Genomic DNA, 18,159 nt, shown 5'->3' on the forward strand with positions numbered 1-18,159 from the left:
ACCGACACTAACTGATTCACCCCTGCCTCTGGTGGTGGCTGGCGATGTGCGCCCCTGCCAAGTCCGCCGGTGACTCGGCCGCGCCGGCCGGCACGCGCTAGGATGCGAACCACTGGCCAACTGGCTGGCGGGGCAGCCGCGGCCTGCCGACTGTCCGTGCAGGCTCCGGACAGTGCGCAATCGCCGCGTTGATATAGTTGGGACATTATGCGCAATTTGGAAAACAACCGTGTGCTGGTCATCATGCCGGCGTGGAATGAGGCTGATTGCGTAGGGGCAACCGTGGCCGAAGTACTGAGCCTCGACGAGCCCTACGACGTCCTGGTAGTGAATGACGGCTCGACCGACGGCACACCGGACCTCGCAGCGGCGGCGGGCGCGACAGTCCTGAACCTGCCTTTCAACCTCGGTGTCGGGGGCGCCATGCGGGCTGGATTCAAGTATGCCCAGCGCCTGGGCTACCGCCAGGTCATCCAGGTTGACGCAGACGGACAGCATGACCCGCGGAATATCCGTGAGGTGCTCAACGGCCTGGACTCAGCAGACATCTCCATCGGCGCCCGGTTTGCCGACCGCGGCGACTACACGGTGAAGGGGCCCCGTAAGTGGGCCATGAAGCTCCTGGCAACTGTCCTGACCAAACTTGCCAGGACGCCACTTACGGACGTGACCTCCGGGTTCCGCGCCGGAAACAGCCGTGCGATTGCGCAGTACTTGGACCACTATCCGGCTGAATACCTTGGAGACACGATCGATTCGCTGGTGGTTGCCATCCGGTCCGGCCTTAAGGTCACGCAGGTTCCCGTCGAGATGCGGCCCCGCCAGGGCGGAACGCCAAGCCATCACCCGATCAAAGCCGCCGTCTACCTCGGCCGCTCCTTTTTCGCACTCGCCTTCGCCCTCACGCGCAAGCGGTCCAACGTCGTTTTGCCCCTCCCCTTGATGTCAGGAACGAACTGATGCCGAATATTGCCGCATTCTTCCTGGCCCTGGCCATCGTCGGGCTGGTCGGGGAGATGCTCCGACGCAAGAAGCTGCGCGAAAAGTACGCCATCTGGTGGCTCGTCGTCGGAATTGCGACCCTGATCCTTGCCGCCTTCCCGCAACTCCTGGACTATGTGGCCCAGGCCGTCGGCGTCCAACTGCCCTCCAACCTGCTGTTCATCCTCAGCATCCTCATGCTCCTGGGCGTCTGCCTCCACCTGTCCTGGGAGATTTCGGTCGTTGAAGAGGAGACCCGGGCCTTGGCCGAAGAGGTGGCCATCCTGCGGATCCAGATTGAACGGATCAACGAGGTGATGGTCGCCGGCAGGCCCGCAGGCAGCAACGACCCGGAGGTTGAGCCCTAGTGGTGGAACCCTCGCTGGACATCTTCGTGCCGTACTGGGGCGATCCCGACTACATGAAAATCACGGTGGACAGCGTCCTTGCGCAAACTGATCCGCGCTGGTTCCTGACGGTGGTGGATGACGCCTACCCGGATCCCACGGTGGAGAATTACGTGCGGAAGATTGATGACCCGAGAATCACGTACGTCAAGAAAGCCGCGAACGAAGGCATCACCGAGAGTTTCAGGACCTCCATCCAGATGGCCAGGCAGGATCTGGTGGCCGTGGTTGGCTGCGACGACATCCTCCTGCCCAATTATGTGGAGACCGTGCTGAAGGCCTACCGCGACAACCCGGAGGCGGACATCATCCAGCCCGGGGTGCAGGTCATCGATGCTGCAGGCAACCCGGCACGCACGCTCGTGGACACCGTCAAACAGCGGCTCCTCAGGCCATCGGCCGAGTCTCCCCTGCTCCTGTCCGGCGAGACGCTTGCCACGAGCCTCCTGCACGGCGACTGGCTGTACTGGCCGTCTCTCACCTTCAAGACCTCGTCCGTCCGGACCGTCGATTTCCGCAATGAGTTCCGCATCATCCAGGACCTCGCCCTCATCATCGACATGATCCTCCAGGACCGCTCGCTGCTGGTGGTGCCCACCGTCGCCTTCGCTTACCGGCGGCATACCGAAAGCGCCTCTTCGCTCCTGCTCCAGGACGGCTCCCGCTTCGACGGCGAACGGGAATACTTCAGCCTCGCCGCCACGCTTACCCGGTCACGGGGCTGGCGCCGAGCGGAACGGGCCGCCCGTCTTCGGCTGACGTCGAGGCTTCATGCCTTGTCGCTGATGCCCGGCCTGGTGAAATCCCGTAACTTCGGAGCAATCCGCACCATGGCCAAGCACGGGCTGGGTGCCTGATGGCCGAGACGTCCCAAAGCACCCGGACAGCCGCCGTCGTCAGCACCTTCAATCCTCACCACAATGTTCTGGAAAACTGCGCGGCACTGTTGGACCAGTGCGTCGACGTCGTTGTCGTTGACGACGGCAGCACTGCCGCCGACGAGTCCGTCTATTCCGAACTGGAGGCGCTCGGCTGTACGGTTTTGCGCCTCCCGCAAAACTCCGGAATTGCGGCGGCCCTGAACAGCGGCATCGCACTTGCACGGTCCCGTAACCCGTCGCTTGCATTCATTCTCACCATGGACCAGGACTCGCTGGTCCAGCCCGGATTTGTCCAAGGCCTTGAGGGCGCTGCTGGTGCGGCAACCGGCGCCGGGCTCGGGGTGGGCATGGTGGCGCCAGGGGAAGTCAGCGGACTGCCGCGGCGGGTGCTGCGGACTCACCACGGAGTGACCATCGGGGACGAGCCGGTCCAGTCGGGTCTCCTGATTCCAACGGCCAGCCTCGACGCCGTGGGGCCCTTCAACGAACAGCTGTTCATCGACGGGGTGGACAGCGAGTTCTACCTGCGCGCCAAGGCCCGGCAACTGCACTGCGTCATTGCCCTTGACTGCTCACTGAACCATTCCCTCGGCACCATGGTTCCGGCGCGCCTGGGTCCGTGGCCTGTCACATGGCGCGGAAAGCCACTGATGGTGAGGACCGCCTCCACCTGGCGCTACTACTTCATTGTCCGCAACCGCGTCCTGTTGGCGGCCAGGTTTGCGCTCAAGGAACCCTATTGGACCGTGCGGGGACTGCTCACGGACCTCCGGCACCTGACTGTCGTCAGTGTCCTTGCCCCCGGCAGGCGCCAGCGCCTCGTAGCGGCCCGAAAAGGCCTCGCCGACGGGCTCCGGCGGAAGTCGGGCCCGGGACCCGAACGGCAGCCCGGCACCTGATCCCGTTTTGGCCGTGGCTGCGTCGTGGGGAATGATTGATCCCATGCGTGGAATTATTCTGGCCGGCGGAACTGGATCGCGGCTGCACCCCATTACCCTTGGCATCAGCAAGCAGCTCGTCCCGGTGTACGACAAGCCAATGATCTACTACCCTCTCTCCACGTTGATCCTTGCTGGGATCAGGGACATCCTGATCATCACCACTCCGCACGACGCCGAGCAGTTCCAGCGCCTGCTGGGCGACGGATCGCAGTTCGGCATCAACCTTTCCTACGTCCAGCAGCCCTCGCCTGATGGACTCGCACAAGCTTTCATCCTTGGTGCTGACCACATCGGCGACGAAACAGTAGCGCTTGTCCTCGGCGACAACATCTTCTACGGACAGGGCATGGGAACCCAGCTTCGGAAGCATGCGGACATCGACGGCGGCGCCGTGTTTGGCTACTGGGTGAAGGATCCCAAAGCCTACGGCGTTGTTGAGTTCGACGGCGACGGCAAGGCACTGTCCCTGGAGGAAAAGCCGGAGAAGCCCCGCAGCCACTATGCGGTGCCCGGCCTCTATTTCTACGACAACGATGTCGTGGAAATTGCGCGGGACCTCAAGCCTTCCCCCCGCGGCGAACTTGAGATCACAGATGTTAACCGGACCTACCTTGAGCGGGGCAAGCTGCAGGTCGAGATACTCCCCCGCGGGACTGCCTGGCTGGACACCGGAACTTTCAATGACCTCAGCGATGCTTCCAACTTCATCCGCACGGTCGAGAACCGTCAGGGGCTGAAGATCGGTGCCCCTGAGGAGATCGCATGGCGCCAGGGCTTCCTGACCGACGACGACCTCCGCCAGCGTGCCGAGCCCCTGGTGAAGAGCGGCTACGGCAGCTACCTTCTTGGACTTCTGGAGGACTAGCACATCGTGATGGCCATCGCGATGCGCCTGGCCCTTTTCTCGTCGTCGTCCCTGGAGTATTAATGAGCTGGTTTTCCGTCCTGCCGACTGCCCTGGCGTGCCTGCTGCTGTTATTTGCGCCCGGCACGCTCCTGATCGTGGCACTGGGGTTGCGGAATCCAGCATTCCTGGCAGTTGCTCCGCTGCTTACGGTAAGCGTCGTCTCGGTAAGCGCCATCGTTGCCCCGTACCTCGGCATCGGATGGTCGCTCCTGCCCGTGGGGGCGGCAACGGTGCTCCTCGCGGCGGTTCTCTTCGCCATCCGAAGAATCCCGGCACTCCGCCAACCCGTACTTCCCTGGCGTACTGCGCTGGCAGGATCGCAGCGGATGCTGCTCCTTGGCGGTGTTGGCTTTGGCATTGGTGCCCTTTCCATAGCAATCCAACTCCGCACCGCCTTCGGCAGGCCGGACAACATCTCCCAGACGTTTGACAACGTCTTCCACCTCAACGCCATCCGGTATGTTCTGGATACCGGTAATGCGTCGTCAATGACGCTGACGGGGATGACCAACGGCGACAATCCGCCGTACTTCTACCCGGCGGCATGGCATGGGCTGGCCTCGCTCCTTATCCAGCTGACGGGCGCCCCGCTGCCGGCCTCCGTCAATGTCCTGAACCTTTGTATCGCCGCCGGCGTCTGGACCTTGGGCTGCATGTTTCTGGTGCGTACCTTGGTCGGGCCGAACCCCTATGCCGTGGGGGCAGCAGGCGTCTTGGCAGCCGGGTTTGGCTCCTTCCCCATACTGCTGCTGGATTTTGGTGTCCTCTACCCTAATTTCCTTGCCGTCAGCATGCTGCCTGCAGCTTTGGCTTGCGTGAGCATCTTCTTCGGCAGCCGCCAGTTCGTAAACATCGGTCCCGGAGCCCGGTTCCTCCTGGCTCCCATGACGGCCCTCGGCGTGGCGATAGCACACCCCAACGGGGTCATGTCACTTCTCGCGCTCTCCGTACCCGTCCTGCTTGCGGCCTGGGCCTTCTTTGCCATCGACCGGCGCAGGGCCGGACGTCCCATTAGGCTCACCTTGGCTGCCGGGGCAGGCCTGCTCGCCACGTTCGGCGTCATGGCTGTCCTGTGGCAGATCATCAGGCCTCCCGCTGTAGCGGCGTTCTGGCCACCAATCCAGACTCAGGGCCAGGCCCTCGGGGAAGTCCTAACCAACTCAGCCATGCAACGTCCCGTCGCATGGGCAGTGAGCGCCCTTGCGATAGTGGGACTGGCAATTGTGTTCCGGCGGCGCGCCACAGCCTGGTTCGCGGGATCATTCATCGTCGTCGCACTGCTCTTCGTCGTCGTGTCAGCCGGCCCGGCGGGCCGGTACAGGGATTTGCTGACCGGCGTCTGGTACAACGACAGCTTCCGACTCGCAGCCCTGCTGCCCGTCGTCGGAGTGCCGCTGGCAGCGATCGGTGCCGCCTGGCTGATCGAACGCCTGCAGGAACGCACCCTCCGGCTTCGGAGCAAAGCGGCCCCCGGGGCCGCCCCGGGACTCCTGGACAGCACGGGACCAATCATTGCGCTAGTGGTCGTGGGCCTGCTGCAGGCACCGCCTATGGTTACGCCCGTGTTGTCGGCGCAGGCGAACTACTCGACGACGCCGGATTCCCCATTGGTCAGTTCCGACGAGATGGCCATCATCCAGGAACTCGACAACTATGTCCCGACGGATGCAACCGTCGCGGTCAACCCCTGGACCGGTGGGGCCATGGCCTTTGCCATTGCGGACCGCAACACCACGTCGAAGCACACCCTCACGACCTACACCAAGGCCACCGAGCTGCTGAACGACAAGTTCCGCGAAGCAGCCACCGACCCCTCAGTGTGCGCGGCTGCGCGGGACGGCAATGTCCGGTATGTCCTCGACTTCGGCACGCGTGAAGTCCACGGTGGGAATCACGGCTTCCAGGGACTTCAAATCCCCGACGCGACTCCGGGATTCAAGCTCCTGGACCAAAAGGGCGAGGCGAAGCTGTTCCAAGTCACTGCTTGCCAGTGACATCCGGGTAGCCCCGGTCGGTAGCCCCACTGCAACCAGTGGTACTGGGCGTTCGGGATCGCTGCTGTGGTTCCCACAGAGTCGCGGACCGGGAACGCTGGTCCCTGCCTAGAGCCTCAGCTTCCGCGAAAGGACCGGCGCCAAGGACTTGGCAAACGTGTTTGTCAGGTGGTTGTCGCGGTACACGAGCACGTTTCCAATGACGGCCGGGCAGATTTCCTGGCGGCAAAGGTAGTCGGATATGTCCATCACCTCAACGCCGGGCACCTGGTCGGCTGCACGTTGCAGCGGATCGTCCACTGCGGTCCTGGCCACCTGGCACTCCGGAGACGCCGGGCTTCTGCGCTGCACGCAGTCGGGGACTGAGAAGGTCGGGTACGGATTGTCGAGGATGACAGCCACCCTCAGGCCCTCGTTCCTGAGCGGCCTAATGAGGTCGACGTAGCCCTTCACCAAGGCATCCGGCGTGTCCCACCTCCAGTGGAGGGCTTCCTCGTAACCACGGGGCACCATCCCGGCAATCACCACCAGGTCCGGCCGGAGGTCCAGGATCCTTTGCAAAGACACTTGATTCTGCGCCGAACAGTTTGATTAGACCGTTGAATTATCGGCGGGTGGCACGGCACTGAACGGACACCCGTTACGGACCATTGCATGGATCTGCCAGCCAGCCGGTTTCCCGGCGAGCACCATAGGGTCCACGAACTGGGCAGCGTGGGAGTCACCCACGATCACCATGTGCTTGGATGGGTACGCGGACCCGTAGACGCACTTTTCGGGCCCCATAGCCGCCGGATCGTATACCCCGCAGCCATCTCCCGCAGTCGTTGGAACGTCTTTCAATGCCAGGGAGGCGTCCGGCCGAATCGGGAGTCCGGAGGGGACCGGCTTCTCATGGCCGGGGTCAAAGGCCATGGCACCCGGGTATTCACGGATGTTGAGCAAGCTTTGGAGCTCTTGGGCTTTGGCTTCCACGATGCCCCACGGAACCAATGCGGACCCCGAGGTTGCGACCACTACACCGGCTGCCACGAGGAAGGTGGCAGCGGAACGAAAACGGACCCTCATGGTCCTGGCCTGGTTCGTCTTGGGACTGTGACGGACATGCCTGAAACGCTGCTCGACAAAATAGTAAGAAAGCGTTGCGCAGAGCATGCTGAGTACCAGGATCGCGGCACCATGCAGGATCCCGGGTCCGCGGCCGAGGAAGTACACGCAAAAGACGACAATCGGCCAGTGCCACAGGTACAGCGAATACGAGATGTCGCCAATAAAGGTTACGGGCCGCCAACTTAGTAGTGCGGGCACGGAGAGGAAACCCGGGGCCGGATCCTGGCCTCCCGCACACAGAATCAATATCGTGGCTGCGACCGGGATCAAGGCCACATACCCCGGAAAGGCCAAGGACGTGGAGAACGTCAGGGCCGCGAAAACAATACCTGCCAGGCCGGCCCACCCGGCCACCAGCTTGGGTGTGCGTCCCGGCAGGCCGCCCTTGAGGAGCACGGCGACCAAGCCTCCTGCCCCCAGCTCCCAGATACGGGTGCTCGTGGCGAAGTAGGCAACGTCGTGATCGGAACTGGACAGGAAGATGCTGTGGACGAACGAGCAGACCGTGAGGCCGCCGATGACAGCGACGCAAACGGATGCAGCAGCCCACTTGAACTTCCGGGCGAGGAAGACGCCGCCGAGCAGGAAAATGGGCACGAAGATGTAGAACTGCTCCTCAACGGCCAGGGACCAGTAGTGCTGGACCGGCGAAACCGAGGCTGTGGCGTGCGCGTAGCTGTTGGCACTAAACGCCTGGTTCCAGTTCTGGACCTGGAGCCCTGAAGCAATCACGTCCAGGCTGACCGACTGCCATCGGCTTTGCGGAAGGAGCATCACCGTCCCCAGGACGATGACCAGAAGCACGAGGGTCGCTGCCGGAAGCAGCCGCACAATCCTTCATTCGTAAAAGGACAACAGGTCAAGGCTGTTGGATTTAGAAATCTCCCGAACGAGTGAGCCTACGATCAGGAATCCGGAGATCACAAAGAAGACGTCAACGCCGACAAAGCCCCCGGGGAGAATAGTCGGCCAGACGTGGTAAACGATGACCAGGCCCACAGCGACCGCACGGAGGCCCTGAATGTCAGAACGGTCCGATCCAAATTTTCGACCGACTGGAGTTGTCCGGACATGGCGGCCAACCAGCATCTCTACTGTTCGGGGCATCAGCGCCGCAATCTCACGCGCGTAGTCATTGCAGGGCCTTTCGGGTGCGAAGGATCAGGACCGCAGGAGCGCAACCGCGTCGTGGATGGAGCCGTCGAACTTCACGTTGCCGTGCTCCAGCAGTATGCCCCGTTCGCAAATCCTGGACACAAGGTCGAGGTCGTGGCTCACGACTACCAGGGTCTTCCCGTCACGAGCCAGTTCTTGAATCTTGTCGATGCATTTTCGCTGGAAGGGCTCGTCGCCTACGGCAAGGATCTCGTCAATGAGGAACACTTCGGGGTCGGTGTGGACCGCTACGGAAAACGCGAGCCGCAAATACATCCCGGAGGAGTAGAACTTAACTTCGGTGTCGATGAACTGGCCGATCTCCGAGAACTCCACGATCTCGTCGAACCGGTCATTGACCTGCTGTTCAGTCATACCGAGGATCGCCCCGTTGAGGTAGACGTTATCCCTCCCCGACAGGTCAGGGTGGAAACCGGCGCCAACCTCAATCAGCCCGGCTACCCGCCCCCTCGTCTTGACCGTGCCGGTGTCGGGCAGCATCACTCCCGAAATGTGTTTCAGCAGCGTTGATTTACCCGAGCCGTTCAGTCCCAGCAGCGCTACCGTTTCGCCCGCTTGGACCTCAACGGAAACGTTCTTCAAAGCATGGAACTTTTCGGACAGATCACCCTTTCGGCCCTTGGCCAACCACACCACAGCCTCTTTCAGGGACCTGGTGTGGCGCAACACGAACTGCTTGCTGATATTCGAAACTTCTATCGCCGTGACCACTTAGAGCTCCTGTGCGAAACGGCCCTCGAGGCGCCGAAAGGTGTACTGACCCAAAACAACAATGACCACCGCAACCACGAGCCCGACGGGCAGCCACAGACCAAAGAGGTTCGGTGGCATGGCTGCTGAACCGTCCGTCGTCGGATACCAAAACGCGTAGTGGAACAGCTCCACCCCGATGGTGATCGGGTTTGCCTGGTAGATGGCAAACGCGGTGCTTCCAAGCTTCTGCTCAACCATGGACCACGCGTACATGACGGGGGAAGCCCAGGTGGCAACCATCAACAGCATGTCCACGAGGTTTTCCGAATCGCGGAAGTATACGTTGGCTGCACCGAAGAGCAAGCCCAAGCCGGTCGCAAGTAGTCCCACGATAATAAAGCCGGCAACGGCAGCCAACAGTTGCACCAGGTTCGGATGCCATCCCGCGAAGATGCAGCCGACGACGAGAACCACGAGCTGGGGGAAGAAGTGAACCGCAGACACCCAGACGGAGGCCACGGGGAACAATTCGCGCGGAAGGTAGATCTTCTTGATCAGGTTTCCGTTCATGACGATGGACCGTGCCGCATTGCCCAATGCCTCGGAAAAGAAATTAATCAGGACAATGCCGGAAAACAAGTAGACGGCATAATTTGCCAATCCGTCTGGATTCCTGGGACTTCGCTCCAATCCGAGGAAGATTCCCAACGCCACATAAAAGACGATGAATTGAACGCCCGGTTTGACATAGGACCAGAGAAGTCCAAGAACGGAGCCCCGATAGCGGACTTTGAGTTCTTTCCGCACCAGCAGCTTGAGCAGGAAACTCGACTGCTTGATGTCCCGCAGTCCCCCGCCCAGCCCTGGCGTGGTCAGATCACCGGTGGAAATTACGCTCACTTGATCTCATTCTGCGTATGCTGCTCGAACGTCTTCCTCCACGACTCGATCGATGTCAGATCGTTCATGGCTGATTTGTATTTCTTGCTGAGTGCAGGCCATTCCTTTAGCAGAGCCGCGTGGAGGCGGCCGCTTTCGGCCAGCATTTTCCTCAGCCGCTTGGGATCACGCCGGTACCACGAGGCACCTGTTCCTTCGGCATTCGAGACCACCACACTGTCGTACTGCGCCATCCGCCACCAGCGGTTGTCCTGATGCGCCACTGTCGTCTGCGGCCGTTCGGCACTGGTGCCCGTGACCGGCTTGACCAACTGCCGGGCGATGGTCTTGGCTGCCCAGGGCAGGAGGGTGATCCTCGAAGGCTGGGACGGGCCGTGGCCGCGGCGGGGAGGCTTGTCCATCTTTGGGGCAGGAAAGTCTTCCGGATCGGGCCGGAACACAGCGTCGGAGTGCCCCGACATCATTTCCCGAATTTCCGGTAGCTTGGTAGCCAGCAGGCCGGGCAGTGCCTCTGGGCCCTTCAGCACATCTTCCAATGCCCATTGCCGTCCTTGTGCGGTGGCATACTGCATGGACACCATGTGCTTGACGTCGCCGGACTGAGACGACCTCACAATTTCGCCGCCAAACTCATATGGGCTGTGAAGCAGTGCGGCCACGACGCGGTTCCGGGAGTGGAAGTAGGCCTGCCAACCGACCAGGTCATCCTTATCAATCCAGGAGACGTGCCAGACCGCGGACCCCGGCAGCGAGACCGTGGGGTAACCGTGTTCCTTTGCGCGCAGACCGTATTCAGCGTCGTCCCACTTGATGAACAGGGGAAGCGAAAGCCCGATGTCCCGGATGACCTTGGTGGGGATCAGGCACATCCACCAGCCGTTGTAGTCGACGTCGCAGCGCCGGTGCAGCCACGACGTCTGACGCAGGTTGGACGACAGAAAGTCGTGCCCAAGGATCATGTCCTCGCTGGGGAGTGCGGGCTGGAACCGGTAAGGGTTGACGACTTCGCCAAATGTATGCAGGACTGTCCGGTTGTACAGGTCGAACATGTGTCCGCCAACCAAGGTCGGCGTCTTGCACCGGTCCGCGAAGGTGAGCAGGCGGATGATGCTTTCCGGCTCAACGACGATGTCGTCGTCCATCAGCAGGACGTAGTCGCTGCCGTTTTCGACGGCCTCGAACATTCCGCGTGCGAATCCCCCGGAGCCGCCCAGGTTGGACTGGTTGATGATCCTGAGTTTGCCGTTAAGGGCCTCTTTGACCTCATCGAATCCGGGTGCGTCGGAGAGTTTCTGTGTGCCCTGGTCAACGATGAGGATTTCTTGCACATGCGCCAAGGCTTCAACGCTGTCGGCCAGGAGACGGAGGTTGTTCAGGCAGAAGTCCGTCTTGTTGAGTGTGGTGATCTGGAGAGTAACCGACCCCGGCGTACTCTCGACTGCGGGCCCTTGCCATTCGGCGTCGAGCATGATCAGAGGCTCGGTTCCGGCCAACAGGTCGAACCAGTACCATCCACCGTCCCCAAACGGAGCAAGCGACAGTTCAAAATGGCTTTCCGAGATTCCCTCGACACGGCGGGTATCCACCCGCTGCAGTGATCCGCGGGCGTTCGACTTGTAGACGATGACTGAACCGGCGCCTTGGGTGCGGACCTGCAACCGGATTTTGTCCACGGTTGTCCACCGACGCCAGTAGCTGGCGGGGAATGCGTTGAAGTAGGTGCCGAAGGAGACCCGCTCCCCCGACCTCACGGAAGTGGAGTGCCGCGAGAGGAAGTCCTCGACGTGCGCCTCCTTCGAGGGGCTGCTGATGGTCCGGGGCTTGGTGTCTTTTCCGTCCCCGTCGCCGATGGTGGGGAGTTGGATGCCGGTTGCCGTGCCCATGTCCATATACAGGGGGGCCGTGTCCATCTGGCTTGCGCTGGGCAGGATGACCCGCTGAAGGGTATTCCAGTTCGCCGACGACTCGTAAGCTGCCCCAACGGCGGCTTTTTTCTGGTTCGCAGTTGACACGCTCATGCGTCTACGCCTCCACTTTCCAGCTTCACGCCGCTTTCGAAGTGCGGCCGGATCTTGTTATCGAACATGCTTAGCGCGGATCCAATAGCCATGTGCATGTCCAGGTATTTGTAGGTGCCCAGCCGGCCGCCAAACAAGACGTCGGTTTCGGCGGCTGCGAGGTCGCGGTACTTGAGCAGTCGCTCCCTGTCGGCGGAGGTGTTGACGGGGTAGTACGGTTCGTCGCCTTTTTCGGCAAATCGCGAGAACTCCCGCATGATGACCGTTTTTTCGGTCTGGTAGTCGCGTTCGGGATGGAAATGGCGGGGTTCGATGACGCGGGTGTAGGCAACGTCGTCGTCGTTGTAGTTGACGACGGAGGTGCCTTGGAAATCGCCGACATCCAGGACCTCTTCTTCGAAGTCGATGGTGCGCCAGGAGAGGTCGCCCTCGGCGTAGTCGAAGTAGCGGTCCACCGGGCCGGTGTAAACCACGGGAATCTTTCCGACCACCTTGTTCTTGCTGTATTCGTGCGACTCGTCGAAGAAGTCTGTGTTAAGGCGCACCTCGATGTTCGGGTGTTCGGCCATTTTCTCGATCCACGCGGTGTAACCGTTGGTGGGCAGGCCCTCGTACTTGTCGTTGAAGTACCGGTTGTCGTAGTTGTAGCGCACGGGCAGCCTCGAAATGATGCCCGCCGGCAGGTCCTTGGGGTCCGTCTGCCACTGCTTCCCGGTGTAGTGCTTGATAAAGGCCTCGTACAGGGGACGGCCAATCAGTTGGATGCCCTTGTCATTAAGGTTCTGGGGATCGGTCCCTGCAAGTTCCCCGGCTTGTTCCTGGATGAGGTCCCGCGCTTGGCCGGGGGTGAGGTTGGCCCGGAAGAACTGGTTGATGGTCGCCAGGTTGATGGGGAGGGAGTACACCTCTCCCTTGTGGACGCCATAGACCTTGTGCACGTAATTCGTGAAGGTGGTGAACCTGTTGACGTATTCCCACACACGATCGTTGGACGTGTGGAAAAGGTGGGCGCCATACCGGTGGATTTCGATACCGGTCTGCTCTTCCTTTTCGCTGTAGGCGTTGCCGCCGATATGGTGGCGGCGGTCGAGGACGACGACCTTCAGGCCGAGCTCGCTAGCGGCCTGTTCTGCGATTGTCAGGCCAAAAAAGCCGGACCCTACAATGACGAGGTCAGCGGTCACAAAATCTCCTGGTTTGAATACGGGCAGCACAATGGAGTGCATCGTCTGCTGTTCTAGCCTACCCGAGGGACCATAACGTCCGTCGAATCCGCCGGGCCCCTGTGGTCCGTCGCACATCCGACCTCAGGCGGGCCGCAGGACCCCGCCGCGCTCGATATACGCTTCCCGTGTTTCGGGGCAGAGCCATTGGCTACCTTCGCTGACCAATGGTTGGCCGGCCTTGCCCACCCAGCCGATGCGCCGGGCGGGGACTCCCGCCACGAGAGCGAAGTCCGGCACGTCCTTTGTGACCACAGCGCCGGCCGCCACCATCGCCCACGCCCCAATGGTTATGGGCGCTATGCAGACTGCGCGGGCACCAACAGCAGCTCCCTCGAGTATGGTCACGCCCACTTTTTCCCAGTCCTCCGCTGTCTTGAGGGTCCCTTCCGGAGTAACAGCGCGGGGAAAGACATCATTGGTCAGGACCACTGCTGGACCAATAAAGACCCCCGCCCCAAGAACCGCCGGTTCGTATACCAAGGCGTAATTCTGCACCTTGCAGTTATCCCCCAAAACCACGCCGGGGCCGATGTAGGCGCCGCGGCCCACGACACAGTTCTCCCCCAAGCGCGCCGCCTCCCGGACCTGCGCCAGATGCCACACTTTGGTGCCCGCTCCGATACTCGCGCCTGCATCAACGTCAGCACTGTCCGCGATGGTGCCCAAAGGATTCTCCCTTGCTGCTCATGGCCCGCTTTTTGAGGGGACCGGGTGTAGCGATCCTAGCCGAGCTCCCGCCGTGCAAGCAGGACTCCCTGGCAGGGTTTTCCACATAGAGCCCGAAACGGCTCCCCAGGCTTTCCCTTCATGGATAGCGTGACGCAATACGCACGAAGGATTGGCACCCATGACCCTGCATTGCACCTTGGTTGGTGGTCCGGGCTCCCCACATCTCCGGGCTCCTCTCGAACTTTCCATCGAGGCCCCGCCCGGCACGCCGGGAGCGGATATCAACGAACAGTTGTCGACAAAATTCGGCACCGGGCCGGTCACTGTGGACGGACGTGATCTCCGTTCGTTGGTCTCCGGAATTCCGCCGTTGGTAAGCGCGGCAATTCTTGTCGACGGCGGCACCCCGCAGTCAGGGCAACGGCCGCGTCGTCTCCGGGCCGCTGATACCGCGGCCCCGCTGGCACTCGCCATTCACAGCGGCGCTGCTGCGGGAACAGTCATTCCGATCCGGCGAGGCAGCTACACCATAGGTCGCAGCGGTACGCGCGTTGTCATACCGGATCCGGAGTTGTCGCGCGAGCACGCACGCCTTGTCGTCACCGACACGGATATCATCCTGATCGACCTGGACAGTGCAAATGGCACCTACGTCGACGGTGAGAGGATCCGGAATACAGCCATCTCCACGGATTCCGGTATCAGGTGCGGGCAGTCCACCATGTCGCTGATGTTTTCTGACCAGTCGGAGAGGGCCCTGGCCGATGCCGGAAAATCCGTGGCCGAACCCATCGTGGTCTCCGGCGGGGCTGAGGCCGGCAACCGCGCACTGCTGCTGCTGGCCGCAGTTCTCCCGCTGGCGATTGGCGTGGGGCTTGCGGTGGTTACCGGGATGTGGATGTTCCTTGCCTTCTCGGCGGCGTCCGCGTTTTCTGTCCTCGTGCCCGTCATCAGCGGCCGGCGGCAGAGGCAGGAATTGGCGGCTGCTGTTCAAGCGGCAGTGCGGGAAGACGGGGAACGCCGGCGCCGGTGCGCCCCGTCCCTTGCCCTCGTTGCCCTGGCAGCGCACCGGAGCACCCAGACGCCGGTGCCCCATTTGGCGTCCGACGGCGTGTGGCTGAGGTTGGGCGAAATGGAGCAGTACGCCAATGTCCGAATTGAGCCGGCACGCGCCGTCCAGTCCATCCACCCGGTTGGGCGGGTCCCCATCGTCCTTGACCCGCGCCGGCCGCTCACCATCATTGCGGGCTCTTCGGCGGTCATAGACGGCGCCATCAGGTCCCTCGTCATGCAACTTGCGGGCTACCCCTTGGCTGACACGACGGGGGTCGTCGTCCACGGCCGGCCGAAGGATCTGCCGTTGGCCGCCCGGTATCTTCCCAGGGCAATCCTCACCGGAACAACTGATGCCGCCCTCCGGGTCATCGAAGGAGGTGGCCCATCAGGTTCAGAGCGAAGTGTCCTGTTGATCCGCAGTACGGACCCGGCGGACGAGGGCGACGTCAAAGTCCGTGAAGCCGCTGTGGAACGGGGTTGGCAGGTTCTTCATTTTCTTCCGGAGCACACCGAATCCCCTTTAGCTGACGTGTTTTTGTCCGAGGGCAGGTCGGTCATGCTCCTTGACCACGACAAGCCGGTCTTTGTCCCGGACCTTCTACCTGAGGCAGTGTTCACCACGCTCTGCCGACGCCTGGCGAAGGCGCCCAAACGGGAGGACGGGCACGTGCGCTCCGTTCCGGCCACCGTCGCCCTCAGCGAGATCCTGCCCATGACGGCGGCTGAGACCGCGAGACGCTGGGAAGCCGCAGCGGAAAGCCCGGGGCTCGCGGTGCCACTGGGCCTGGGCGCGGCCGGCCCGAGGACCCTGGACCTGCAGGCCGACGGTCCCCATGTGCTCATAGCAGGCACCACGGGCTCAGGAAAATCGGAATTGCTCCGGACCCTTACCCTGGCGCTCGCCCTGAGCTACCCGCCTGAGCGCGTCAACTTCTTCTTCGTCGATTTCAAAGGTGGCTCCGGCTTGGGTCCACTCCACGGCTTGGTCCACTGTGTCGGACTTCAAACCGACCTGACCGGCGCCGAAATGGAACGCACCCTGATGTCGCTGCGGGCAGAAGTCAGGCTCCGTGAGGAGCACCTCTCGGCAGCCGCCGTACCGGACCTCGCAGCGTACAGGTCCTCGCACGCGGCCAAGGATTTCAACCTCCCCCACCTTGTTGTCATCATCGACGAGTTCAGGATGCTTGTTGACGATGCTCCGGAAGTGCTGCGTGAGCTGCTGCGGATCGCTTCCATAGGGCGGTCGCTGGGTATCCATCTCGTGATGGCCACGCAACGGCCACAGGGTGCATTGACGGCCGACATCCGGGCGAATGTCACCTCCAGCATTGCCCTCCGCGTGCAGTCGGACATGGAGTCAGTGGACATCATCAATTCGAAGGCCGCGGCGGCCATCGGAGTGGATACTCCGGGCCGTGCGTTCCTCGCCCGCGGTGCGGAACCTGCTGAAGCCTTCCAGGCCGCGTCCCTGCCACCCATTTCCGAGGATCAGCTGCACGGTCCGGTCGTCATCCAGCCGACAACCACGTACCTGGCTCCCCGGGAAGCGGCGGCCCCGTCCCCGCCGTCCCCTGCGCCAACCACTGCCACGGCGGCGGCTCCCCTGGTGGCACTCGTGGAATCCCTGTGCACCGCGTATGGCAAACAGGTCCCCCGGAGACCGGTGGCTCCTCCCTTGCCGGCAGACCTGGAAGAACCGGGGCAGGATTTTTCACCCGACGGATACCAGGCAGCACGGTCGATGCCCGCTGGACCTGGCGACGACGAAGGCTGTGTGCGCCTGGGACTGATGGATCTGCCCCAGAAGCAGAAGGTGGTGACTCTGGCCTGGAGCCGCGCCACCGATGGGCATGCCGCCTTCCTTGGCAGTTCCACCTCCGGCGCGCCGGAAGCCCTTGGACTGACGGCCGGAAGATTGATGGCCAGCCCGTCCGAAGCCCACTTCTATTTCCTGGACAGTACTGGAAGCTTTTTGCCCTTTGCGCACGCCGGCCGGACCGGGGCCCACGCCGGTATCCACGAGTTGCGCCGGGGAGTCCGGATCCTGAAACGTCTTACCCGCGAACTAGGGAGGCGACTTAGCCGGCCGGCCGTCGGGGAGGTACCCCTGGTTCTCATTGTGTCTGGCTGGGGCTCCTGGGTTTCAGCGTTCCGGTCCGGCCCATTGGCCTGGGCCGAAGACCTGGTCCAGGACCTCGCCCGCGACGGGAGCAAGGCTGGAATAACTCTGTTGCTTTCCGGTGAACGCGAACTGGTCGCAGCGAGGTTCTACGCATCCATCCCCAACCGCTTCTATTTTCCGTCCGGCTCCACCGAAGAGAGCCGTGCCGCATGGCCCCGGATGCCCTCCGTTCCCCCGGTGGCGGGAAGGGCTGTCGCATTTGGGCCTGCAGCCGCCGGCGGCCCGACGGTCTGCCAGTTTTACCGAGAATCCCTCGCTGGCCACGGGCATCCATCTCCCTGCAGGGACGGCCTGCCTGCGGCATCGCCGCCGTTCAGGGTCGAACCCCTCCCGGCTATGATCACCGCCGGCGAGGTCACGGCACGTGCCGGGCGCAGCACAGCGTTCCGGACTGGTGCCGAGAACGGGCAAACTGGCACTGCAGACGCCTCTGCAGGAACCGGGCAAGCCGGGGCCGTCCTGCTGGGCGTGGCAGGCGACGAGCTCGATGCGATCGCCGTCCGGATTCCAGCCGGCGCCGTGATGGCAGTCCTCGGCGTTCCCGAAAGTGGCAAGAGCAACGTGCTGCACGCTATAAAAACGCTCAATGCCAGCAAGGGAGTTTTGTCAAGCCCCGTGCCGCACATGAAAGCCGGAAACCTTTGGCGGGGCGTGCTGGAGCAGGCCACTGCCGGAGAGATTTCGCCCGACACGCTGCTGCTCGTCGACGATGTAGACCTTCTGGACCCCGCGGCAGTGAAGGACCTGGGCCACCTGTGCGGTTTGGGCTATTCGATGGTGGTCACCGCAAGATACAGCCCGTTGCTGCCACAACGCGTTCCTTTGATCATGAACGCCCGGGCGGCCGGCCTCGGTCTTCTGATGTGCCCGCGGACGATGGCCGAGGGTGACCTGTTCGGGGTCCGGTTTGAGGTGGAGGCGAATCCGCCGCCCGGCCGTGGCATCCTGATTTCTGAGGGACGGTCGTGTGCCCTGCAGGTGGGATGGGCAGGGGCCGCACCCTGATCTGCCGGGT

General features: G+C 62.5%; 12 protein-coding genes and 1 pseudogene. 7 read left to right on the forward strand and 6 right to left on the reverse strand.

Translation table 11 applies throughout. The features are described 5' to 3' along the window. The first annotated feature begins 207 nt into the window (after window positions 1–207). The 6 genes from C563_RS0101140 to C563_RS0101165 all read left to right on the forward strand — a co-directional run bounded on the left by C563_RS0101140 (window position 208) and on the right by C563_RS0101165 (window position 6,111). A complete protein-coding gene (locus C563_RS0101140; protein ID WP_026264253.1) occupies window positions 208–960 on the forward strand; it encodes a glycosyltransferase family 2 protein in 753 nt (250 codons plus the stop codon). Continuing rightward, entirely contained in the window at window positions 960–1,349 is a 390-nt protein-coding gene (locus tag C563_RS0101145; protein ID WP_018760200.1) for a DUF2304 domain-containing protein, read from the forward strand. Before C563_RS0101140 ends, C563_RS0101145 begins: the two co-directional genes overlap by 1 nt. Next, on the forward strand, window positions 1,349–2,245 hold the full coding sequence (locus tag C563_RS0101150; RefSeq protein WP_018760201.1) for a glycosyltransferase family 2 protein: 897 nt from the start codon (window positions 1,349–1,351) through the stop codon (window positions 2,243–2,245). Before C563_RS0101145 ends, C563_RS0101150 begins: the two co-directional genes overlap by 1 nt. Beyond that, a complete protein-coding gene (locus tag C563_RS0101155; protein WP_018760202.1) occupies window positions 2,245–3,168 on the forward strand; it encodes a glycosyltransferase in 924 nt (307 codons plus the stop codon). The genes C563_RS0101150 and C563_RS0101155 overlap by 1 nt, the downstream gene beginning before the upstream one ends. A gap of 43 nt (window positions 3,169–3,211) precedes the next feature. Continuing rightward, window positions 3,212–4,075 (forward strand): glucose-1-phosphate thymidylyltransferase RfbA, encoded by an 864-nt coding sequence (gene rfbA, locus C563_RS0101160; protein WP_018760203.1) that lies wholly within the window; start codon window positions 3,212–3,214, stop codon window positions 4,073–4,075. A 62-nt stretch (window positions 4,076–4,137) separates the two neighbouring features. Further along, window positions 4,138–6,111 carry a DUF6541 family protein gene (locus C563_RS0101165; RefSeq protein WP_018760204.1) on the forward strand — a complete coding sequence of 658 codons (1,974 nt, stop codon included), beginning with the start codon at window positions 4,138–4,140 and terminating at the stop codon, window positions 6,109–6,111. Between the two features lie 108 nt (window positions 6,112–6,219). Here C563_RS0101165 and C563_RS21810 read toward each other — a convergent pair. The 6 genes and pseudogenes from C563_RS21810 to C563_RS0101195 all read right to left on the reverse strand — a co-directional run bounded on the left by C563_RS21810 (window position 6,220) and on the right by C563_RS0101195 (window position 13,900). Further along, window positions 6,220–8,052, reverse strand: a pseudogene (locus C563_RS21810) (acyltransferase family protein). 330 nt (window positions 8,053–8,382) lie between these two features. Beyond that, entirely contained in the window at window positions 8,383–9,108 is a 726-nt protein-coding gene (locus tag C563_RS0101175) for an ABC transporter ATP-binding protein (protein WP_018760208.1), read from the reverse strand. Beyond that, complete coding sequence (locus C563_RS0101180) at window positions 9,109–9,990, reverse strand: ABC transporter permease (RefSeq protein WP_018760209.1); 882 nt, start codon at window positions 9,988–9,990, stop codon at window positions 9,109–9,111. It lies immediately after the preceding gene. Continuing rightward, window positions 9,987–12,008 (reverse strand): glycosyltransferase, encoded by a 2,022-nt coding sequence (locus C563_RS0101185; protein WP_018760210.1) that lies wholly within the window; start codon window positions 12,006–12,008, stop codon window positions 9,987–9,989. Before C563_RS0101185 ends, C563_RS0101180 begins: the two co-directional genes overlap by 4 nt. Beyond that, on the reverse strand, window positions 12,005–13,192 hold the full coding sequence (gene glf, locus C563_RS0101190; protein ID WP_018760211.1) for a UDP-galactopyranose mutase: 1,188 nt from the start codon (window positions 13,190–13,192) through the stop codon (window positions 12,005–12,007). Before glf ends, C563_RS0101185 begins: the two co-directional genes overlap by 4 nt. A gap of 123 nt (window positions 13,193–13,315) precedes the next feature. Beyond that, entirely contained in the window at window positions 13,316–13,900 is a 585-nt protein-coding gene (locus tag C563_RS0101195) for an acyltransferase (RefSeq protein ID WP_018760212.1), read from the reverse strand. A gap of 181 nt (window positions 13,901–14,081) precedes the next feature. Here C563_RS0101195 and C563_RS0101200 point away from each other — a divergent pair, with 181 nt between their 5' ends. Beyond that, complete coding sequence (locus C563_RS0101200; RefSeq protein WP_026264254.1) at window positions 14,082–18,149, forward strand: FtsK/SpoIIIE domain-containing protein; 4,068 nt, start codon at window positions 14,082–14,084, stop codon at window positions 18,147–18,149. Window positions 18,150–18,159: the final 10 nt, after the last annotated feature.

Source organism: Arthrobacter sp. 135MFCol5.1, assembly GCF_000374865.1.
Taxonomy (GTDB): Bacteria; Actinomycetota; Actinomycetes; order Actinomycetales; family Micrococcaceae; genus Arthrobacter.